This is a genomic window from Gordonia oleivorans (assembly GCF_040044975.1).
Taxonomy (GTDB): Bacteria; Actinomycetota; Actinomycetes; order Mycobacteriales; family Mycobacteriaceae; genus Gordonia; species Gordonia oleivorans.
This window is the reverse complement of record NZ_JBDZDI010000001.1, coordinates 582,321-601,980: the sequence shown is the minus strand read 5'-3', so window position 1 is coordinate 601,980 and position 19,660 is coordinate 582,321. Positions and strand designations below refer to the sequence as shown.

General features: G+C 66.7%; 21 protein-coding genes and 1 tRNA gene. 13 read left to right on the top strand and 9 right to left on the bottom strand.

Annotation, left to right across the window (positions count from 1 at the left end; genetic code table 11):
• The first annotated feature begins 83 nt into the window (after positions 1 to 83).
• From ABLE92_RS02690 to ABLE92_RS02675, 4 genes are all read left to right on the top strand, one after another.
• Entirely contained in the window at positions 84 to 1,664 is a 1,581-nt protein-coding gene (locus ABLE92_RS02690; protein ID WP_348803007.1) for a S1C family serine protease, read from the top strand.
• A gap of 86 nt (positions 1,665 to 1,750) precedes the next feature.
• The gene (locus ABLE92_RS02685) at positions 1,751 to 2,380 is read left to right on the top strand and encodes a MogA/MoaB family molybdenum cofactor biosynthesis protein (protein ID WP_348803005.1); all 630 of its coding nucleotides are present in this window, start codon (positions 1,751 to 1,753) and stop codon (positions 2,378 to 2,380) included.
• 639 nt (positions 2,381 to 3,019) lie between these two features.
• Entirely contained in the window at positions 3,020 to 3,679 is a 660-nt protein-coding gene (locus ABLE92_RS02680; protein ID WP_348803004.1) for an MspA family porin, read from the top strand.
• 67 nt (positions 3,680 to 3,746) lie between these two features.
• Positions 3,747 to 4,424 carry an MspA family porin gene (locus tag ABLE92_RS02675; protein WP_348803003.1) on the top strand — a complete coding sequence of 226 codons (678 nt, stop codon included), beginning with the start codon at positions 3,747 to 3,749 and terminating at the stop codon, positions 4,422 to 4,424.
• A 321-nt stretch (positions 4,425 to 4,745) separates the two neighbouring features.
• On the opposite strand, the gene ABLE92_RS02670 is transcribed toward ABLE92_RS02675, so the two are convergent.
• From ABLE92_RS02670 to ABLE92_RS02660, 3 genes are all read right to left on the bottom strand, one after another.
• Positions 4,746 to 5,147, bottom strand: a complete 402-nt coding sequence (locus ABLE92_RS02670) for a hypothetical protein (protein WP_348803002.1) — start codon at positions 5,145 to 5,147, stop codon at positions 4,746 to 4,748.
• 76 nt (positions 5,148 to 5,223) lie between these two features.
• On the bottom strand, positions 5,224 to 6,069 hold the full coding sequence (gene mscL / locus ABLE92_RS02665) for a large conductance mechanosensitive channel protein MscL (protein WP_348803210.1): 846 nt from the start codon (positions 6,067 to 6,069) through the stop codon (positions 5,224 to 5,226).
• 167 nt (positions 6,070 to 6,236) lie between these two features.
• A complete protein-coding gene (locus ABLE92_RS02660) occupies positions 6,237 to 6,893 on the bottom strand; it encodes an SAF domain-containing protein (protein WP_348803001.1) in 657 nt (218 codons plus the stop codon).
• Positions 6,894 to 7,156: 263 nt separating this feature from the next.
• On the opposite strand from ABLE92_RS02660, the gene nhaA reads away from it, so the two are divergent.
• From nhaA to ABLE92_RS02645, 3 genes are all read left to right on the top strand, one after another.
• Positions 7,157 to 8,518 (top strand): Na+/H+ antiporter NhaA, encoded by a 1,362-nt coding sequence (gene nhaA / locus ABLE92_RS02655; RefSeq protein WP_496560761.1) that lies wholly within the window; start codon positions 7,157 to 7,159, stop codon positions 8,516 to 8,518.
• A 107-nt stretch (positions 8,519 to 8,625) separates the two neighbouring features.
• Positions 8,626 to 8,958 (top strand): FmdB family zinc ribbon protein, encoded by a 333-nt coding sequence (locus ABLE92_RS02650; RefSeq protein ID WP_348802999.1) that lies wholly within the window; start codon positions 8,626 to 8,628, stop codon positions 8,956 to 8,958.
• 176 nt (positions 8,959 to 9,134) lie between these two features.
• Positions 9,135 to 9,590: a hypothetical protein gene (locus ABLE92_RS02645; RefSeq protein WP_348802998.1), complete on the top strand. Its 456-nt coding sequence runs from the start codon at positions 9,135 to 9,137 to the stop codon at positions 9,588 to 9,590.
• Between the two features lie 52 nt (positions 9,591 to 9,642).
• Here the strand turns inward: ABLE92_RS02645 and ABLE92_RS02640 are convergent, their stop codons facing one another.
• Positions 9,643 to 10,227 (bottom strand): 5-formyltetrahydrofolate cyclo-ligase, encoded by a 585-nt coding sequence (locus ABLE92_RS02640; RefSeq protein ID WP_348802996.1) that lies wholly within the window; start codon positions 10,225 to 10,227, stop codon positions 9,643 to 9,645.
• Positions 10,228 to 10,300: 73 nt separating this feature from the next.
• Here ABLE92_RS02640 and ABLE92_RS02635 point away from each other — a divergent pair, with 73 nt between their 5' ends.
• From ABLE92_RS02635 to ABLE92_RS02625, 3 genes are all read left to right on the top strand, one after another.
• Positions 10,301 to 11,254, top strand: a complete 954-nt coding sequence (locus ABLE92_RS02635; RefSeq protein WP_348802995.1) for a UTP--glucose-1-phosphate uridylyltransferase — start codon at positions 10,301 to 10,303, stop codon at positions 11,252 to 11,254.
• Between the two features lie 128 nt (positions 11,255 to 11,382).
• Positions 11,383 to 12,687, top strand: a complete 1,305-nt coding sequence (glp, locus tag ABLE92_RS02630) for a molybdotransferase-like divisome protein Glp (RefSeq protein ID WP_348802994.1) — start codon at positions 11,383 to 11,385, stop codon at positions 12,685 to 12,687.
• A gap of 60 nt (positions 12,688 to 12,747) precedes the next feature.
• A complete protein-coding gene (locus ABLE92_RS02625) occupies positions 12,748 to 13,404 on the top strand; it encodes a GNAT family N-acetyltransferase (protein WP_348802993.1) in 657 nt (218 codons plus the stop codon).
• A 244-nt stretch (positions 13,405 to 13,648) separates the two neighbouring features.
• Here ABLE92_RS02625 and ABLE92_RS02620 read toward each other — a convergent pair whose 3' ends face one another.
• The gene (locus ABLE92_RS02620; RefSeq protein WP_348802992.1) at positions 13,649 to 14,533 is read right to left on the bottom strand and encodes a hypothetical protein; all 885 of its coding nucleotides are present in this window, start codon (positions 14,531 to 14,533) and stop codon (positions 13,649 to 13,651) included.
• Between ABLE92_RS02620 and ABLE92_RS02615 the strand changes: the two genes are divergently transcribed.
• Positions 14,532 to 15,182 (top strand): SIMPL domain-containing protein, encoded by a 651-nt coding sequence (locus ABLE92_RS02615; protein ID WP_348802991.1) that lies wholly within the window; start codon positions 14,532 to 14,534, stop codon positions 15,180 to 15,182. The genes ABLE92_RS02620 and ABLE92_RS02615 overlap by 2 nt on opposite strands.
• Before the next feature lie 134 nt (positions 15,183 to 15,316).
• Positions 15,317 to 16,609, top strand: coding sequence for a SepX/GlpR family protein (locus tag ABLE92_RS02610; protein ID WP_348802990.1), 1,293 nt, complete (start codon positions 15,317 to 15,319; stop codon positions 16,607 to 16,609).
• Here the strand turns inward: ABLE92_RS02610 and ABLE92_RS02605 are convergent.
• Positions 16,566 to 17,345, bottom strand: coding sequence for a hypothetical protein (locus ABLE92_RS02605; protein WP_348802989.1), 780 nt, complete (start codon positions 17,343 to 17,345; stop codon positions 16,566 to 16,568). The two genes, ABLE92_RS02610 and ABLE92_RS02605, sit on opposite strands and share 44 nt — an antisense overlap.
• A 106-nt stretch (positions 17,346 to 17,451) precedes the next feature.
• Here ABLE92_RS02605 and ABLE92_RS02600 point away from each other — a divergent pair.
• Positions 17,452 to 17,524: transfer RNA gene (locus ABLE92_RS02600), tRNA-Ala, on the top strand.
• Between the two features lie 246 nt (positions 17,525 to 17,770).
• On the opposite strand, the gene ABLE92_RS02595 is transcribed toward ABLE92_RS02600, so the two are convergent.
• The 3 genes from ABLE92_RS02595 to ABLE92_RS02585 all read right to left on the bottom strand — a co-directional run bounded on the left by ABLE92_RS02595 (position 17,771) and on the right by ABLE92_RS02585 (position 19,611).
• A complete protein-coding gene (locus ABLE92_RS02595) occupies positions 17,771 to 18,595 on the bottom strand; it encodes a formate/nitrite transporter family protein (protein ID WP_348802988.1) in 825 nt (274 codons plus the stop codon).
• A 363-nt stretch (positions 18,596 to 18,958) separates the two neighbouring features.
• Positions 18,959 to 19,357 (bottom strand): PIN domain-containing protein, encoded by a 399-nt coding sequence (locus ABLE92_RS02590; protein ID WP_348802987.1) that lies wholly within the window; start codon positions 19,355 to 19,357, stop codon positions 18,959 to 18,961.
• On the bottom strand, positions 19,354 to 19,611 hold the full coding sequence (locus ABLE92_RS02585) for a hypothetical protein (protein ID WP_348802986.1): 258 nt from the start codon (positions 19,609 to 19,611) through the stop codon (positions 19,354 to 19,356). The genes ABLE92_RS02590 and ABLE92_RS02585 overlap by 4 nt, the downstream gene beginning before the upstream one ends.
• Between the last annotated feature and the right edge of the window lie 49 nt (positions 19,612 to 19,660).

The following is a 19,660-nucleotide window of genomic DNA, read 5'->3' as shown; positions in this document are numbered from 1 at the left end:
AATCAGGCCGCGCGGCGCCCACGGTCCAGCCCGTGCCGTCGAGGCAGAAACGTAAGGAACAAGCAGATGTGGGGACGACGAGGATGACCGGTGGAGGTTCGCAGCGCGGACCCTTCGACGATGCGCAGAATCCGGGCGGACCCGGGTGGCCGACGTCGGGCCGACGCGGCCAGGGCGCGGGCGGCGACGACGCGACGGACAGTGGGCAGTTCCCGGCCTACGGGGGAGCGCCGTGGGAACGCACGGCCGGTTTCGCGCCGTCGACGAGCCCGTACGGGGCCTCGGACCCATCCTCGGCCGCCGACCCCGGACAGAGCGCGTCGGCGCCCGGCTACGAACCGCCGACCCAGACCTACGGCGCACCGGGCTCCGGCTACGGGGGTCCCGGCTACGGATCGTCCTCGCCCTACGGCGCGCAGCCTCCCTCCGGTGGGGTGCCGCCGGAGTACGGCACGACCGGCTCGGGTCCGTCGACCCCACCCGGTCCGCCCACACCGCCGCCGCCGACGGGATTTGGCGATCCGGTGCCGGCCGGTGAGCCGTCCCAGCCGAAGAAGAAGGGGCGAGGTGGACTCGTCGCCGGGCTGATCGGCGGTGCCCTCGTCGTCGGGCTGGTGGCCGGTGGGATCGGCGGATACGTCGGTTCACGTGTCGGCGACGACTCGGCGAGCAACACCGCCAATTCGCAACCGCTCGGCGGCGATCCGGATGCGCAGGACACCGAACCCGCTCCGGCGCCGGCCGGGTCGGTGCAGGAGGTGGCGGCCAAGACGCTGCCGTCGGTGGTGTCCATCGATGTCACCGCCGGCAACGAGCAGGGTGAGGGGTCGGGTGTGGTGCTCGACGATGACGGCACCATCATGACCAACAATCACGTCGTCAGTGGCAGCGACGGCCGCCTCGCCAGCAACGTCGTGGTGAATTTCAACGACGGATCCCGGGCCACCGCAAAGGTTCTCGGCGCCGACTCCATTTCCGACATCGCGGTCATCAAGGTCGACAAGGACGGACTCACCCCGATCGACGTGGGTACCTCGAAGAACCTGGCCGTCGGCCAGGACGTGATCGCCATCGGCGCGCCACTCGGGTTGGAGGGCACGGTGACCACCGGCATCATCTCCGCCCTGAATCGCCCGGTGTCGACGTCGCGGGAAGGTGGGACCACCTCGGTGATCGATGCCATCCAGACCGACGCCGCGATCAACCCGGGTAACTCGGGTGGAGCCCTGGTCAATGCGAAGGGCACGCTGATCGGTATCAACACCGCGATCGCCACCCTCGGCGGCAGCCAGGAGCAACAAACCGGCAGCATCGGTCTGGGCTTCGCGATCCCGATCGATCAGGCGATCCGCGTCGCGAACGAACTCCGGGACACCGGGAAGGCCACTCATGCCGGACTCGGCGTCACCGTCCGACCCAGTACCGACCCGGACATCCCCGGCGCCCTGATCGCCGAGGTGACCGCGAATGGCCCGGCCGACAAGGCAGGCATTCCCAAGGGTGCGATCGTCACCAAGATCGACGACCGCAACATCACCTCCGGGGACGCCCTGGTGGCGGCGGTGCGCTCCTACAATCCCGGTGACACCGTGACCATCACCTATCAGGCGGGTGGCCAGTCGAAGACGGCACAGGTCACCCTGGCCACACTGCAATCCAACTGAGCACGCACAATCGAAGCAGCAGAGCACGAAGCACAGCAGAGCACAGCGCGCCGGGCGGTTATCGACCGCCGGAGAGGACGAGGGCAATGACGAGCAACTCCGGTTTTCAGGTGGTCGATCCCGCCGAGGACGGTGCTGATCTGGACGTTGATCTGGATCCCGCCGACGTGGTCGCGGCCGACGCCGCGGCGCGTGCGTCCGCTGCCCGCGAGGTGCGTGCCGAGCATGAACCGACCGGCGACGAGGTGGGGCGTGCTCTGGTGGTGGTCGTCGATGACCGGGCCACCCACGGCGAGGTCGACAGCCCGCTCGGCCCGCTGGTGGGGGAGTTGTTGGCGGAGGCCGGTTTTCACGTCGACGCGACGATCGTCGTCTCCGGTGATGAGGTGGAGATCCGCAACGCGCTGAACACCGCCGTGATCGGTGGTGTGGATCTTGTGGTCTCGGTGGGTGGCGTCGGAGTGGGAGCGCGTGATGTGGCACCTGAGGCCACCGAACCACTCCTGGATCGTCGTCTGCGCGGGATCGAGGAGGCGGTCCGCAGTTCCGGGCTGGCGGCCGGCGCCACCGACGGTGGGCTCTCGCGCGGTCTGGCGGGGATCTCGGGGCAGACCCTGGTGGTGAATATTGCCGATTCGCGGGCGGCGGTGCGCGACGGAATGGCCACCGTCGCACCGCTCGCAAAATATGTGATTTCTAACATCAGCGAGTTCTGATCCGTTAGGGTCGGCAAGCGGCGAAAGGATATGGGTGTGTCCGCATCTGACGGTCCGGAGCCGAATCCCGAGCCAACGGCAGATGAACAGTCGGCGCCCGGGCAGTCCGGGGGTTCGCGGCGATCCGCGCGCAGGCGTCGTGATCTGGACGCGATCTTCGGTGATGACCTGCCCACCGTTACCTCCGACGAACGTGATCTGAGTCACAGTGAATCCGATCGTTCGCCGTACGACAGGGACCGTCCGCCGCATTATCTGTAATTGTTCGGCCCCGTCTCGACGCCAGGTTCAGCCAGTTTTCCTTCCGTTAACATTTCCGGATTCCATCGTCGTCGACTTCCGGTTTGAGATCACCAATGACAATGCTGAGACACGGCTGATTCCAGCTGTTGCCCTCTTCGTGACCTCTCAGATAGCGTTCGCGTGGACGACACCGGTGCCCGACGTGGCGTGCCGGTTCAAGTCCTGCGGAACGCGCCTAATCGCGGCCCGCTGTGGTGGCACACATCGTCCACACGTAATGGCTCCTGGTGTTTCTGGGGGGAACGATTACGAGTGCGGCGGGTCAGTCACCAATGGTCAACCTGAGAATTGCGGGTGCAACTCTCAGATAACACCGAATCCTGTGAGAGGGAACGAATGAGCAAGTTCAGCAAGCTTGGGCTGCGCCGTGCTGCGGGGGCATGCGCCATCTCCGCCGTGGCGGCGATCGGTCTGGCAAGCATGGGAACGGGGAACGCGGCAGCGGCTCCGCTCGCGAACGGATCCAAGTCCGTCACCGGTCTTGAGGGCGAGAAGATCACGACCACCAGCAAGGGCAACTCGCAGTACTCGGTTGCGCGCGTCGCCAATAACGGGCTCGGCCGCACCGCCCTGCTGTCGGGAACGTTCTCTGCCGAGGGCAGCGAAGGCGTCAATGGCACCCTGACGATCTACGTCTTGGCCGGTTGCCAGATCAACGTCAGTGACTTTTCCGGGACTACCGGTGGAACTCTATCGGTGCTTCCGACGCCCTCGTTGACGGTTTCCGGCGGAATCAGCCTGCCCATCTCCCCGGGCGAGGCGACCGTGCAGGCTGTCTCCGTCAGCAAGGACTTCGAGTCCGGCAAGAAGGCCTACGTCCAGCTCTCCGATTTCGAGATCGAGTTCCCCAACTGCGGTGGCTACGCTTCCGCTCGCACCATCGCGCAAGCCGTGGGCGGCAAGGGATATGACATCAGCGACGATGATGACACCGTCACCGGTGAGGGCACCTTCCTCAAGTCGTCCCTCTACGGCCAGCCCTTCTTCGTCAGCTGACCGAGCAGATAACACACTCTGAAGACTTATCTGCTCCGGGCAGATCTACTTTCCACGAAGGGGAATCATGAACAAGATCATCACACGTCGCGTTGCGGCGGGCGTCGGTGTTACCGGCGCCGCGTTGATGGCGATCACCGCGACCGGCACGGGCGACGCTGCCGCCGCTCCGGTGCCCAACACCACCCTGGTCAAGAATCTCGTCGACGGCACGCCCGTCAAGATCGAGCTCTTCGGTCAGAGCGCCAAGTACCAGAACTCGATCGTCGAGTCCTTCAACCTGGTCCGCGAGGTCTGGGTGTCGGGCAAGGTGCGTGTCACCGTTGGCGGCGAGGCCACCGGCGGCACAATCGCAGCCGGTTACATCGTTGGCTGCCAGGTGAATATCGGACTGGGGGCAGGCGCTGACGGTGGGGTTGAGGGCTCTGCAGCGCCGGATCCCGCCGGGGGTACTGCCCCTGTCACGAGCGTGGCTCCGTCTGCCGGCGCATCCACCACGCTTTCGCTCGGACCCGGCCAGGCGGGCTATGTGCCGATCATCCAGACCACCGACAGTGACGATGACGGCGTGACCGACTACACCTTCAGCGGTAGCTCCGGTGGTGTCGCCTACGGCGACGAGACCTTCAAGGTCAGCAACTGCGGTGGATTCGCAGAGGCGAAGGCCAAGGTCACCGTGACCGTCGATACCGACGCAGTCAAGGGTGTCGTGACCCTGTACGGTCAGCCGTTCAGCCTCGGCTGATAGCTGTTTGGGGATCACCGATCCCTCCACGCCACAAAGGGCGGGAACCTCGAAAGACGTTCCCGCCCTTTGCTGTTGCTAAGGCACGTTGTTGAGGTGAGAGGGAGAACGCGCGTACGTGGGATGCGGTCGAGCGCCGTGACCGCGCCGACCGACGCGGGTCCGGTCGACACGAATCAGGCTACGAATCCCACCTTGTGACAACGTCTCTGCCTCCTGTGCGATTGCTGTCGCGAACCGGTTCCCCCAATCGGGGGAGGGTGGATCCTCCGGTTCATCCCCCGGCCGGTCGATGCCGACCCGATCCTTGCGAGACGAAACTCAATGGTGTTCACAGAGATTCGGACAGCAAGGATCGACCACCATGATCGCCACAACCAATAACGAGACCTCGGAGCCCACCGGCAAGACATCCAGCAACGCCCAGGACTCCCGGCACCGGCGCAATGCGATTTTCGTCGGCATCGCCGGGGTGGCCGTCGCCGGCGCGGCATTGTTCGGAGTGATGATGGTCGGACACGGCCATGCCACCGTGACGCCCACGTCATCGATCACCGCGCCGGCATCAACTCCCTCGGTGTACCCGGCCGTACCGGTGACTCCATCGGGGACGATCTCTCCGGCGGTGCCTGTCACTCCGACCGTGACTCCCGCTGTGCCTGTCACTCCGACCGTGACTCCCGCTGTGCCGGTCACCCCGACGAGCACCATCTCGCCCGCCACCCCGGTCCTGCCCTGAGACCGCAGAAAGCGAACGGCCCCGCGTCCAGAGACGCGGGGCCGTTCGTGATGCGGATTATCAGCGAGAGTGCCGTCCGGGGGCATCCGGGGGATAGTCGCCGGGGAATTCTTCTCCGGGGTAGCCCTGGCCGGGGGGATAGGTTCCCGGCGGGTAGTTCCCCGGCTGCCCGGTGGGCGGATAGTTTCCGGGTGGTGGGTAACTGCCCGGGGCCGGAGTCGGTGTACCGGATCCGCCGGGGTAGGACACACCCTGAGTCGATCCGGGCGGCGTCAGCGGACCCGACGGTGCGGGATCGGAGTACGGCGCGGGCTCCGACGAGAACGAGGCCGGCGGCGGGGTGACCCGCTTGGTCTCGATGACTTGGGTCTTGTTCGGGTCGCCGACGCCCTCGGGGAGTCCACCGGATGGCGGACCGCCCGGGTCGTTGAGATGCGGCGGCAGCACGGCCTGCGCCTGCTCCTTGGCCGACGAGGTGTCCTCGGGAGCGAGGATGTCGCGGATCTCGGTGAGCAGCGCGATCTCGGTGACCTCGGCTTCGTCGGGCTTCTTGCCCAGCGATGCGAGCTTGTTGTAGGGCACGATGATGATGAAGTAGATCACCGCGGCGACGATCAGGAAGTTGATGATCGCCGCGATCAGTGCGCCGAAGTCCAGGTAGGTCGCGTCGTTGTCGGTGACTTTGAATCCGAGTCCACACACCGACACCGGAGCAGCGACAGCATCCGGGTCGCTGGTCGTCTGTCCGCAACTGTCGTTGCCGGTGGGAATCGCGGCCAGCAGCGGATTGATGATTCCGGTGGTGAAGGCGGTGACGATTCCGGTGAAGGCAGCGCCGACGATGACCGCGGTGGCCAATTCGACGACGTTGCCCCGGAGTATGAAGTCCTTGAAACCCTTGAGCACTTCCGGTCCTTCCTGATTGATCATTGGTGCCGGGCATCCATGCCGGGTAGTGCTCAAGAAGGCACGGACTTGAGGGAACTCTATCCAGGATGGTAAACGAGGCGACGCGTTCTGCCCGGCTGAATTCGCGGGCGCGTTCGATTGTCGCAAAGTTTCGCCGGGCCATTTCAGTGCAGGACCACCGCCAGCGGCACATCCAGACCGGCGCCGGCCACGCGATGTGCGGCGGTGCGGCCCATGGCGAGCAGGATCGGGGGAGTGGCACTCGCACGCGTCGGCGACGCGGCGGCGGCGGTCGGCACCAACGCCACGATCGCACCGCTGGCCAGCACATCGGTGTCCGCGGTGAGCACGTCGACGACGTCACCGGCCCGCACCAGCGACGCCACCGAGTCGTCGGCGAGCCGAACGGGAACCAGCCGCGCGTCGGCGTCACCGGTCAGTTGAACGGGCAACCGCGGCGACAACAACCGCGAACCGGTGACGATCTCACCGGAGCCGATGGGACCGGTCACGGTGTGCGCCTCACCGTCGGCGGACAGCCGCAACGCGCCCTCGGGGACGAGATCGATCGGCACCGACTGCTGACGCAGATCGGCCGCGACCAGCGCGTGGCCCGGTGCCAGATCATGCGCGGCCACCAGCACCGACGTGTGGGTCTCGGTCCGTTGAGCCTGTATCCCCACCGTCACTGCGGCGGCGATCAACACCAGGGACACCGTTCGTCGGATCGCCACCGAACGTGCCCAGCCCGGACGCATCGCGTGGGTGGCCCGATCACGCAGCCGAGGACCCATCGAGGTCCGGGTCAGAGGTAACCGCATGCGGGCACGGTAGGTCCCGCGTGGTGCCCACGGACCAGCGAGCCCTGGACCTGTGGACAGACGCCTACAAGCGGTGACATCTGCACAGGTCACCCGATCGAATGGACGAGGCATGCAGTGAACTGGGAGAATGGTCGCAGGTGTGCCGGGAAGTCTGGTCGGCTCCGCCCCACAACACGGGCGGGAATGCTCTACTCAATGACCCCGATCGCAGCGTCACCGCATGCGATCCCAGCTACCAGGAGCCGCCCGTGACAGGTCCCATGATCAATCCCCGGTCCGGAACGACCCAGTCCTCCGAAACCGATTCGACAGATCCGTACCCTGCCGATTCCGACACCACCGCCACGCCGAATGCCGACACCCCGGACTCCGGCGAGTCACGCTGGCGCACGCTGAATCGACGAGAACGCTTCCGCCGAACCCTGTCCCTTGACACGACGAGCGGCATCCTGCTGCTCGCCTTCGCCGCCGTCGCGGTGATCTGGGCCAACACCCCCTGGCGTGAGACCTACCACGACCTGCTGGCCATCGAGGTCGGGCCGGAGGCGCTGCACCTGCATCTGTCGCTGGCGCACTGGGCCGCCGACGGTCTGCTGGCGATCTTCTTCTTCGTCGTCGGCGTGGAGCTCAAGCACGAATTCGTCGCCGGCAGCCTACGTGACATGCGCCTGGCCGGCGTGCCCATCGCCGCCGCCGTCGGCGGCATGGTCACCCCCGCGGCGATCTACCTGCTGATCGTCGGACTGTCCGGGGATTCGTCGGCACTGCACGGCTGGGCGATCCCCACCGCCACCGACATCGCCTTCGCGCTCGCGGTCCTCGCGATCTGCGGACGCGGTCTGCCGCTGGCGCTGCGCACCTTCCTGCTGACGCTCGCGGTGGTCGACGACCTGCTCGGCATCATCGTGATCGCCACCGTCTACACCGACACCATCGACCTGCTGATGCTTGGTGCCGCGATCATCGTGGTGGCCGTCTTCGCGATCGCGGTCCGTGCCCCGCGCACCCACTGGTGGATGCTGCTGCCGATCGCTCTGGTCGCCTGGGGATTCATGCACGCCTCGGGGGTGCACGCCACCGTCGCCGGTGTGCTGCTGGGTTTCGTCGTCCCCGCCAAACCGATCCGCGGTGAAAAGCTCAGTCGCACAGAACTGTTCGAGGAGTCGATCCGTCCGTGGTCGTCGTCGGTGGCGTTGCCGGTGTTCGCCTTCGCCGCTGCCGGGGTTTCCGTCATCGGTGGTGAGGGCAGTCTGGTGCAGCCCGTGTCGATCGGTATCGTCGCCGGGCTGATCGTCGGCAAGATCGTCGGTGTGATGGCCGCGACCGCGGTGATGGTCCGGTTCACGCCGCTGCGACTGCCCGACGCGATTGGCCTGCGTGACCTGGTGCCGGTCGGCATGCTCACCGGTGTGGGCTTCACGGTGGCGCTGCTCATCGCGGAGTTGTCCTTCGAGGATGACGCCGTGCATTCCGCACCCGCCAAGGCGGCCATTCTGATCGGATCGGTGCTCGCCGCCGGCATTGCGGCGCTGCTGCTGCGCTGGGATGCGCGGCAGGCCCGTGACCCGGACATGAACCGCGACGGCATCCCGGATCGCGACATCGAGGTCATCGGCGGCTGATCAGTCGCTGACCTGCACAGAACGCCGAGGTTGGCACTCGGAATGCTGGAGTGCCAACTTCGGTTAAACTATGCGACAGTCATAACGTTTCCCGGCGGAGGTTTGCGGTGCCCACTTACTCGTATGCGTGCACAGAGTGCGACAACAAGTTCGACATCGTTCAGTCGTTCTCCGAGGATTCCCTCACCGAATGCCCGCAGTGCACCGGTCGCCTGCGCAAGCTGTTCAACTCCGTCGGCATCGTCTTCAAGGGCAGCGGCTTCTACCGCACCGACTCCCGCGGCGGGTCCAGCTCGTCGGAGAGCAGTTCGTCGAGCGAGTCGTCGTCCACCTCGAGTTCGTCGAGCGAGTCGAGCAGCAGCAGTTCATCGTCCTCGAGTAGCGAGTCGAAGTCCTCGTCGTCGAGCGACAAGAAGGCGGCAGCGCCGGCGTCGGCGTGAGTCTCCGCGAAATCTTTGTGGACGCGTGGTGACGTTGAGGTGAACCGTGTCGTCCGGCCGATGGGTTAGTTGTGTGTAGCTCGGCCTCGGGTTGCGTCGAGTTTGTCCTTTGCTAGGTTCCATACAGGCCCCTCTCAGTTCTCAGTCGGGGGGTGGGATTCAAAAGGAGATTCTTTATGGCCAACAGCACTCGTCGTAATCTGCGGGTCCTCGGAGCGGCTGCCGCATTCGTCGGCGCGGGAGCACTGTCTGTCGCAATGGCGGCGCCGTCCGCGGCCGCTGTGGACAGCGTTGAGATCACGACCCCGTCGGGCTATGGCTCTACCGCAGGGGTGTACGGCCCAGGCTGCTCCTACGAGGTCGAAGCGGTAATCACCAGTCAAGCAGCCGGCGATAGTGTCAAGTTCGAGGTCACCAAGGGCACAGGTGCTCCGACCGAGCTCGAAACCGTGGAGCCGACCTTGGGTAAGGGAACGGTCAGCACGACGTGGAAGCCGACCGAACCAGGTTCATACAAGATCACTGCCACCCAGAATTCGGTGTCGGCAAGCACCAAGACGCTGACCGTGGGTACGTTCGCCATTCAGAACGACTCCCTGAGTGATGGCACCTGCGTCGTCGTGATTCCCTGATCGACGCTCTTCTGAAATGCGCCCCCAGCATTGTCTGGGGGCGCATTTCTGCTTAATGGGACTCGATTTCTTCAAACCCACCCTCCGGCGTCACCACCCACCCCATCGGAACGTCGTAGGCGTCGCCGGGTAATTCGTCGACGACCTCGCCGTCATAGACCACCGCGACGAGCGTCGCCGGCACACCCGCGATCGACCGGTCGTAATACCCGGCGCCGCGCCCCAGCCGCACCCCCGACCTCGAGACGGCCAGCGCGGGCACGATGATCACCGACGCCGACCGGATCGCATCGGTACCCAGGTGTGGGCCGGTCGGTTCCAGCAGGCCCCAGCGTCGACGTTCCAGCGATGCGGGTCCCGTGTAGCTCACCCACTCCAGGGGTTGCGGATCTCCGGGCGGTACGACGGGCAGCAGCACCGTCGCGCCGGTATCGGCGAGGGCATCGAGCATGGCCACCGATCCCGGTTCGGCCCCCACTGGCACATACGCCGCGACCGTCGCGTACTCATCGAGTCCGAACGGCGTCGCCGCCATGTGCGCGGCGAGCCGTGCCGCGGCCGCGTCCCGCTCGTCCACCGACATCGCCGCGCGTCGCGCGACGAACTCCTCGCGCAGTTGCCTCTTGGTGGTTCCCACCTCACACCCTTCGCCCGGTGATCTCACACTGCTCCTGTGGCTGGTTGCCAGCATCCAACATTAGGGTGGGTTCATGACGGCCAGCACGAAGTCTTCGCCCACCGAATTCCCCGAGTACAGCGACGTACCCGACACCCCGCCGATTCCGCGCACCGCGGTGGTCCCGGCGGCCGGTCTGGGTACCCGATTCCTGCCGGCGACCAAGACCGTTCCCAAGGAACTGCTGCCCGTCGTCGACACCCCGGGCATCGAACTCGTGGCCGAAGAGGCGAAATCGGCAGGCGCCGAGCGGCTGCTGATCGTCACCTCCCCGGGCAAGGACGGCGTCGTCGCGCACTTCGTCGAAGACCTCGTCCTGGAGAACACCCTGGCCAAGCGGGGCAAGGCCGCGATGCTCGCCAAGGTCCGCAAGGCTCCGTCGCTGCTCGACGTGGCCTCGGTGGTCCAGGAAAAGCCCCTCGGGCTCGGTCATGCCGTGGGATGCGTGGAGAACTACCTCGACGACGACGAGGACGCCATCGCGGTGCTGCTGCCCGACGATCTGGTGCTGCCCGGCGGGGTCCTCGAGGTGATGGCCCGCACCCGGCAGCGCCGCGGCGGGTCGGTGCTGTGCGCCATCGAGGTGCCGCCGGACCGCATCAGCGCCTACGGCGTCTTCGACGTCGAGGAATTGCCCGACGCCAACAACCCGAACGTCAAACGCCTCAAGGGCATGGTCGAAAAGCCCGAACCGCAGGACGCGCCGTCCAATCTGGCCGCGGCCGGTCGCTACATCCTCGACCGCAAGATCTTCGACGCGTTGCGCCGCATCAAGCCCGGCGCCGGCGGCGAACTGCAGCTGACCGACGCGATCGCCCTGCTCATCGAGGAGGGCGAGCCCGTGCATGTGGTGGTTCATCACGGCACCCGTCATGACCTCGGCAACCCCGGCGGCTACCTCAAGGCCGCCGTCGACTTCGCCCTCGACCGCGACGACTACGGCCCCGACCTGCGTGAGTGGCTGACCCAGCGGCTCGCCGAGGACTGACAGTCGACCGCGACGCGCTCGCCGCATCGGGTCACCTCGGTCGGGTCCCCGCGCGCCTGACACATCGGGCATCGCGGGCCTACTAACCTCGATGCGATGGAGCCGGGCCCGGCGGTAGGTGAGGTGAGATGCGTTCGGTTGAAGATCATCTGACGTTGGTGACGGCCGCTGCGGTCGCACCCCGTCCGGTGCGGGTGGCGATCTCTGAGGCGCAGGGCCTGATGTGCGCCGAGGAAGTCCTCACTGAGGCGCCGATGCCCGGATTCGACCAGGCCGCCGTCGATGGGTACGCGGTGCGCGCGGTCGACGTCGTGTTGGCCGGCGAACCGGCACCGGAGGACCTCGAGGACTTCGACGCCGGTGGCGCCGACCTGATCGACCTCGAGGCCGGTGAACCGATGATCGTGTCGCTGCCGGTGGTCGGCGAGATCGCACCCGGAGCCCGCACCCCCACCCGACTGCAGCCACGGCAGGCCGTCCGCGTCGAAACCGGTGCGCCCATGCCCACTCTCGCCGACGCGGTGGTGCCGCTGCGCTGGACCGATGGCGGTGACTCCAAGGTCAAGGTCGGCCACGGCGTCGACAGCGGTGACTACGTCCGGCGGATCGGTGACGACGTCCAACCCGGCGACGTGGCGGTGCGCGCCGGTGCCATCATCGGCCCCGCCCAGGTGGGACTGCTTGCCGCCGTGGGACATTCACGAGTGCTGGTGCATCCGCGGCCGCGGTTGTCGGTGATCTCGATCGGCAGTGAACTCGTCGACATCGACCGCACCCCCGGGCCCGGACAGATCTTCGACGTCAACAGTTACGCGCTGGCCGCCGCGGCCCGCGACGCCGGTGCCGACGTCAACCGCGTCGGCATCGCCGAACGCGACAGTTCCCGCATGCGCGAAGTCGTTGAGGCGCAACTCATCCGATCCGAGATCGTGGTGATCTGCGGGGCGATCGGCGGTCAGGCCGGCCGCTCGGTGGTCGATGCGCTCTCGGACCTCGGTGACCTCGAGGTGGTGCGGGTGGCGATGCATCCGGGCTCGGTGCAGGGCTTCGGACGCCTCGGCCGCGACGAGGTGCCCACCTTCCTGCTACCGTCCAACCCGGTCAGTGCCCTGGTGTCCTTCGAGGTGATGGTCCGGCCGCTGATCCGCATCGCCCTGGGCAAGCGGCAACCGATGCGCCGGGTCATCACGGCCCGCACCATCGGTCCCATCGCATCGGTCAAGGGCCGCAAGGGATATCTGCGCGGTCAATTGATGCGCGACGAACGGTCGGGGGAGTACCTGGTGCAGGTGCTCGGCGCCTCACCCACCGGATCGAGTCACCTGCTCGCCGAACTCGCCGAGGCCAACTGTCTGATCATTGTCGAGTCCGACGTGGAGGAACTGGGCATCGGCGACGAGGTCGAGGTGGCGTTCCTGGCCCAGCGGGGCTGAGGCGATCGGCACGGCGGTTACCCGCCCGCCGTGTGATCGTCACCGCATAGACTCCCAGATGTGTTCAGGTGGTTGAGTGGTGATCCGGTCAGCCCGGGGTGGCCTGCGACGCTCGGTCCGCTCGGTACGCGGGCCGGCGCGGTCAGTCTGCGCCCGGTGAAACTGCGCGATGGCAAGGACTGGAGTGATCTGCGGATTCGGAACCAGAATTCGCTGCTGCCGTGGGAACCGTCCGGCACCGGGTCATGGGCGTCGCGACACCAGGTCAGTTCGTGGCCGCCGCTGTTCTCGGTTCTCAAATCCGAGGCGAAGCGGGGCACCCTGCTGCCGTTCGTCATCGAACTCGACGGTCGATACGTCGGCCAACTCACCGTAGGCAACATCCAGCGCGGCGCGGTGCGCACCGCGTGGATCGGCTACTGGATCGACGCCGCACATGCCGGGCAGGGGATCACCACCGCAGCCGTCGCCCTCGGCGTCGACCATTGCTTCGGCCCCGTCGGGCTGCATCGACTCGAGGCCACCGTGCAGCCGGAGAATGCGGCCTCGCAGGCGGTACTGATGAAACTCGGGTTTCGGCGTGAGGGCCTGCTGGAACGCTACATGGACGTCAACAAGCGCTGGCGTGATCACTACCTGTTCGGGTTCACCGTCGAGGAGGTCGAGGGCAGCGTCGCCGAGGCCCTGGTGCGGTCCGGGCGGGCTAGTTTCCTCTGATCTGACGGTGTCGGCCTCATCTCCGTCGAGTGGGCGCCGTTTTCCGTCGAGTGGGCGCCCTTTCGCGTCGAGTGGGCGCCGATTCTCGTCGAGTGGGCGCCGTTTCTCGTCGAGTGGGTGTGCTTTTTCGTCGAGTGTGCGTCCGGGTTGCCTCTTTGGGCACGCCTGCCGATCTCACGGCCATGCGACTGCGCACACTCGACGCGAAGGGGCGCCCACTCGACGCTCGTCGGTCCGGCAGCGCTCATCCGCCGACGAAGAAACCCGTCAGCGCCGCGGCCGGGTGTAGTGCCGAACTCAGGTTCGCCGCGCTCAGCAGTCCCCATGCCGCTGCGCCGAGCAGGCAGGCGGTGACGGCGGCGGTGCGGCGCAGCCGCGATGACCGGGATGCCGTGCTCGACCGGCGAATGAGGTATGCCCCGACGGCCAGGAGCACGACGGTCAGCAGCGCGGCGGCGACCGCCACGACGACGTGATAGCGGGCGAAGTCGTCGACGAGGACGGTCAGGGCGGGATGCGCGTCACCGGAGGCCGGATACCCGCCGAGGGCGTCACCGACCGGCCGGGCCGCGCCATTGCCGCTGGGCAGGAAGGACAGCACCGATGACAGCGGGGCCAGCGTCCCCTGGATGTTGGCGACCAGCACCACCGTTGCCAGTGATGCGGTCAGCGCCGCCCCGCCGGCGCCGACGGCCGACCACCGGGATGGGCTGTGCGACCGCCACCGACGGTACAGACGAACCGACAGCATCAGCGACAGCGCGAGAAGTGCCACGGCGAGAACGGCTTTCGCCGCGTGGAAGTGCTGCCACTGGGCCACCATGTGTGCCAGCTCCGGGGTGGGCGCGGACTGGCCGGAGTGCCAGTACTCGGCGACGGCGGTGGTCGTCGACGCGGCCGCGCGGCCCGGCGCGAGATCACCACCGGCCACCATCGCGGCGGGCACGGCAAAGGCGCAGATTCCGACGACGACCGTCGCCGCGATGAGAGCCGTTGTGGGCAGCCGGTATTCACCGATACTGCGGTGCGATGAGCGATGTGCCATGGTGGGGACTCCTGTGCGTCGGGCCGCGACCTCGTCGCTCCATCGTGCCCGATCGGCGGTGGCGGTGCCGTAGCGTGTGGCCATGTCGTCGTTGGAGATCGTGGTCCGGGGTAATGCGCGCGAGGTGTACGAGCCGGAGCTGGCGCGAGTGCGCGTGGCGGTGAACATCTCCGGTGGGCAGCGGGAGGCGGTGTACCGGCAGGCCGTCGAGGTGCATGCCCGGGTGACCGCCGCGGTGGGCGAACTCGCCGAACGATCGGCGGTGCGGGAGTGGACCTCCCAGAGTGTGTGGGTGAGTTCCCACCGCCCCTACAACCGGGACGGGCAGCTGCAGGATCCGGTGTACTCGACCGACATCGGCGTGGACGCGACCTTCGTCGACTTCGACGAACTGGGCCGCTTCGTGGATCGATGGGCGGTGGAGCCCGGTGTGGATGTCGGTGGTGTGCGCTGGGCGCTCGGGGAGGACAGCCGGCGTCGGCATCAGGTGGAACTGCGGCGGCTGGCCGTCGACGATGCGGTGGCCAAGGCGCAGGCCTACGCCGACGCGGTGGGGCGGGGACCGGTGGTGGCCACCCAACTCGCCGACCCCGACATGCTCTCCGGGCCGACGCCGACGCCCCGGGGGATGGTCCTGGCCGGCGCTCCGATGGACTCCGGCCCGCAACTGGATCTGAGGCCCGGCGACATCGAGATGACGGTCGCCGTGGATGCCCGATTCGTGGCCGAATGACGCCGCGACCGCTGGGCGCACCTGAGAATCTCCTCAATCTCGGTGTGCGTCGGCGCGTCTGCGCAGCGTCGACGTCGGATGACCCTAGATTGTGGAGTGGCCTCGTGTAACCAGAGTGACAGAAAGGGAGAGCCATGCCCACCTCCGTCTTATGGGTCTGCCTCGTCGCAGTGTGGCTCTTCGTGCTGGTTCCGATGGTCATCAAGGGCCGCCCGCAGATGAAGAAGTCCACCGACGCGGCCAAGGCGACTCGCCTGCTGCACCGCGGTGGCACCCGCACCCGTACCGCCCGGCGTCGGGCGTCGGGCGCACATCCGCATGACCCGTCGTGGAAGTCCGAGCGCGTGTCGAGCCGCCGGTCGGCCACCGCCGTGTTGGACGCCGACGACGATTCCGACGAGGACATCATCGATGAGACCGTCGACGATGCGACCGCCACCGACAGTGCGGCGACGGCCGACGACGTCACCGATGACGCGACCGCCGACGCCACCGAGGCAGCCGCAGAACAGGATTCCGACACCGACGAGGACGCCGAGAGTGACGTCCTCACCGGCGAGGTCGAGACCGAGGCGGCGACGGCGGCCGACACCGACGCACCCGCCGCGGTCACGGTGACACGCGTCGAGATCGACGTCGTCGAGGTGGACATCGAGGAGATCGATCTCGTTGCGGCCGACGACGAATACGACGCCGACGATGAGTACGACGACTACGACGACTACGAAGACGACGAGTACGACGACGATCTCGACGACGAGTACGCCGACGACGAGTACGAGGATGACGGCGACTACGAGGATGACGCCGAGTATGACGACGATCTCGAGGATGAGTACGCCGACGACGACGTCGACCTCGACGATCCGCACGACGACCTCGACGAGGTGGAGGTCCGGCCGGCCGCCAAGAAGACGGACCGGGCAACCGACGAGCCCGCCCCAGAGGCGAAGCCGGACAGGAAGTCTCGTCGACGCGCCGCATACTCGATCGACACGCAGGGAGATGCCCTGCGGTACAAGGAACGTCAGCGGGTCACCCTCACGCTGCTGGTGCTCGTCATCGCCGCCATCGTGAGCGGTGTGGTGTTCGGCCTGTACGGCTGGGTCGCCACCGGCGTCACCGGCGTCATGTTCCTGGCCTACATGTTCTATCTGCGTCGAACGGTGAAGGCGGAGCAGCAGATTCGGGCTCAGCGCATCGCCCGGGCCCGTCGCGCGGCCCGCGAGGACGACGAGCGTCGGCGTCGTGAGGAGCAGACACCGGAGTTCGCCGCGACCCCCGCCCCGGCACGCCTACGACGTCCCGGCGGTGCGGTGGTCCTCGAGATCGACGACGAGGACCCGGTATTCGATCATCTGCCGCCGTTCCAGCGGCGTCGGGTCATGCGAGAAGACCCGGACTTCCGGCAGGCTGCGGCGGGCTGACGTCGATCGACTCCGGGTGCTCGGCAATCCACGTGCGCCCGGCCTTCACCGCACGGCACAGGGCAAGGCGCTCACCGACATACAGTGACGGGGCGCCGATCAGCGGAACCCACGACAATGTCGAGAAGGGTCGACGCGGTTGCGGTCGATGACCCATCTCGTCGTCGACCTTGCGGAGGATCTGTCCGGTGTGCCAGAGCATCCGGATCGGTGATCGACCGTGGCGGGGAGCCGAATCGGGTCCCACCGGTGACACCGCCGACGGCAGGGCCTCATCGGGAAGGTCGCGGCCGCACAGCACCGACGCGAGAAGCCGTGTCTGCCAGGCGCGGTCGGTGACCCCGTACTCCCGGGCGATGGCGACCAGCACGATCGCCTGATTGGCGAATCCGAGCGGGGTGGCGATCGGTAGGAACTTCACCCACGCACCGAAGACGCCGGGGTAGGCGAGCGCGATGGTGTTGATCGCGCCGATGCGGCTGATCCACCAGTCGGCACGCTCGTTCATGGACAGTTGTGTCCAGCCCTGGGTGCCGGGCCAGTCGGCGACGTCCAACGCGATGGCCAGCGCGTGTTGCACCCTGGCGATCGGCCCGTGGGGTTCGGGGTCTTCGGCGAAGGTGTGTTCCTTGAGGCGCAGCGGGTCGCGTTCGGCGAGCAGATCCAGGAGCGGATCGATGACGCCGATCGCCTTGTCCAGTGCTGTCGCGAGTTGTTCGTCGGTCATGGAGGCCACGTCCGCGAGCGTAGCGAACGGGTCGGCGGCAGTGCCGTGACCAGCTGTTTGTGAGGACTGTGCCGCGTGCTGCTAGAGTGTCTGAGGCTGGTCGCGAGACCGGCACGGGGCTATGGCGCAGTTGGTAGCGCGACTCGTTCGCATCGAGTAGGTCAGGGGTTCGATTCCCCTTAGCTCCACTCCAGAAAACCCAGGTCAGGACACTTTCCGGCCTGGGTTTTGTTGTCGGAGGGTGTCCCCGGTACGCAGTGGTCCCGCACCGGGTTCACTCGCGACCAGCACACCGGTATCGACAAGGATCAACGTCCGAAGTCGTCGGCCAGTACTTCGTCGACCGGCTCGGAGTCGTTCGGCTCCTCTTCGACCAGTCCCAACGAGCGGGGCCCAGGTCCCGGTCATCACCATCCGCCTCGCCACGATCGTGCTCATCCGCGGCTGTACTTGCCGTGCTCGCGCTCCTCTTCGACCAGTTCCTTGGTCCGCAGGAGCCGCAGCGATGTCACGAGCACGACTCCACCGACGATGTTGAACAGCACTGCGTACCAGAACCATTGGAGCCAATCGACGATGCCGACGTCGGCACCCGAGAAGATGCCGCCGAAGATCAGTAGCGAGTCGAGGACCGAGTGGAACAGTTGAAGACCGGCGAGCAGGAACGCGGCACCGACGCACGCCACTATCCGGGCGACGGGCGAATCGGTGCCCTGTTGCATCCGCGTCAGCAGGGTCATCGTGCTCCCGCCGAGCACCGCCAGGCAGATGGATTGCAGGTTGAGGGGCGCGTGGACGAAGTGCTCGGCCGACTCGGCCAGCGTCGCGCTCCACTCGGGAAACGCGCGGGTCACGATCCACATCATGATCGCGCCGCCGACCAGATTGGCCGCCAGGGTGCCGATCCACAGCTTGCCGAGGTCACGCAGCCTGCCGTCCCGCGACACGACTGCCGCGATCGGCATCAGGAAGTCTTCGGTGAACAATTCGCTGTGTGCGAGGTAGATGGCGATGAGTCCGATGGCGAACGCCACGCCGGCGAGAAGGTGATTTCCGGTCTCGTGGAGCACGGCCAGCATGGCCATGATGCCGACCGACACCTCGATCCCGCCGAACAAGCCGGTGACGAGGACTGCGCGTGCGGTGCGATGCAGGCGTTCGGCACCCTCGGTGACCACCGCTTCAAAGCTGCGCTCGAGTTCATCCTCGACCGGTCCGTCGTTGGGGCCGATCTGTCGGCGCTGTGCATCGTCACTCATGGTTGCCTACCTGTCGGCACCCGAGACTGCAGTGTCGTCGCTGCCGGTTGTCTTGTCGTCGCCGGCAATTCCTGTCGGGCGTCACAGGTCGATCGTAGAAGGCGCCGGGGGCGGATCGCCGGAAGTAGGCCGTCGTTGAGGCCTTCATTCCGTCAACTGCGTCCGCGCACCACGCGTGGAACGTGATCATCACGTCGGCGAGTAGAACCGCCCCCGGTCGCCCTCGACGAGATTCTCGAGGATCGAAACCGACGGTGACGACCCTCGTGGTCGACTCATTGGTCGTGATCGCGCTGCCTTGTGCGCCAGGCGTTCGATGTCGCGTCGAATTGTGCTGAGCGGCAAGGGCGTGTCGCCGATCCGTCAGAGCAAGGGGTTGACGACACGAACTCCGCGGAGAGTGCTTCCATGCGTGAGGTCTTCGGTCCAGAGTTCGTCGCAGCCTGCGCGGGCTGCTGCCTCGAGAATCATTGCATCGAAAATGGACAGTTCGTGTCGCGCCGCCGTATGAGCGGCCAGGCGGACAAGTTCTGCGTCGGCGGCGATCACGTCGAGAGGTAGTGCGTCGAGGACGCGAGCGGCGTCGGCACGGCTGCGCCCGAGCTTGCGTGTCAGAACCGAATGCAACTCGATCAGGACTTGGGTGCTGATCACCGCGTCCCCGGCACGCGCGACGAAGACCTCCCGCGCACGGGATTGCTTTTCTGGGAGGCCGTCGTCGAACTGATAAGCGAGGAGATTGGTGTCGAGGAAGACGGTCACTGATCGGCCTCGGTTGTGTGGTCGTACAGTTCCTCGCGTATCCAGCCTCTGCCGCCCGTGCTGCCACTGAGCTCGCGTGACAGTTCGACGAAGTCGTCGGCCGCGCGTTGGCGCCGCAAGCGCGCTTCGTCCTCGCCCGCGTACTCGGTCAGGCGTTGCGCGAGAAACTGATTCACTGACTCCCCACGTTCGATGGCGCGAATGCGTGCTCGCTTGAGCGTGTCATCGTCGACGGTGATGGTGAGGTTTGCCACGTGATCAGTGTAGCGCTGAATCCGTGCTACGCGAGGTGATCGGTGGCCA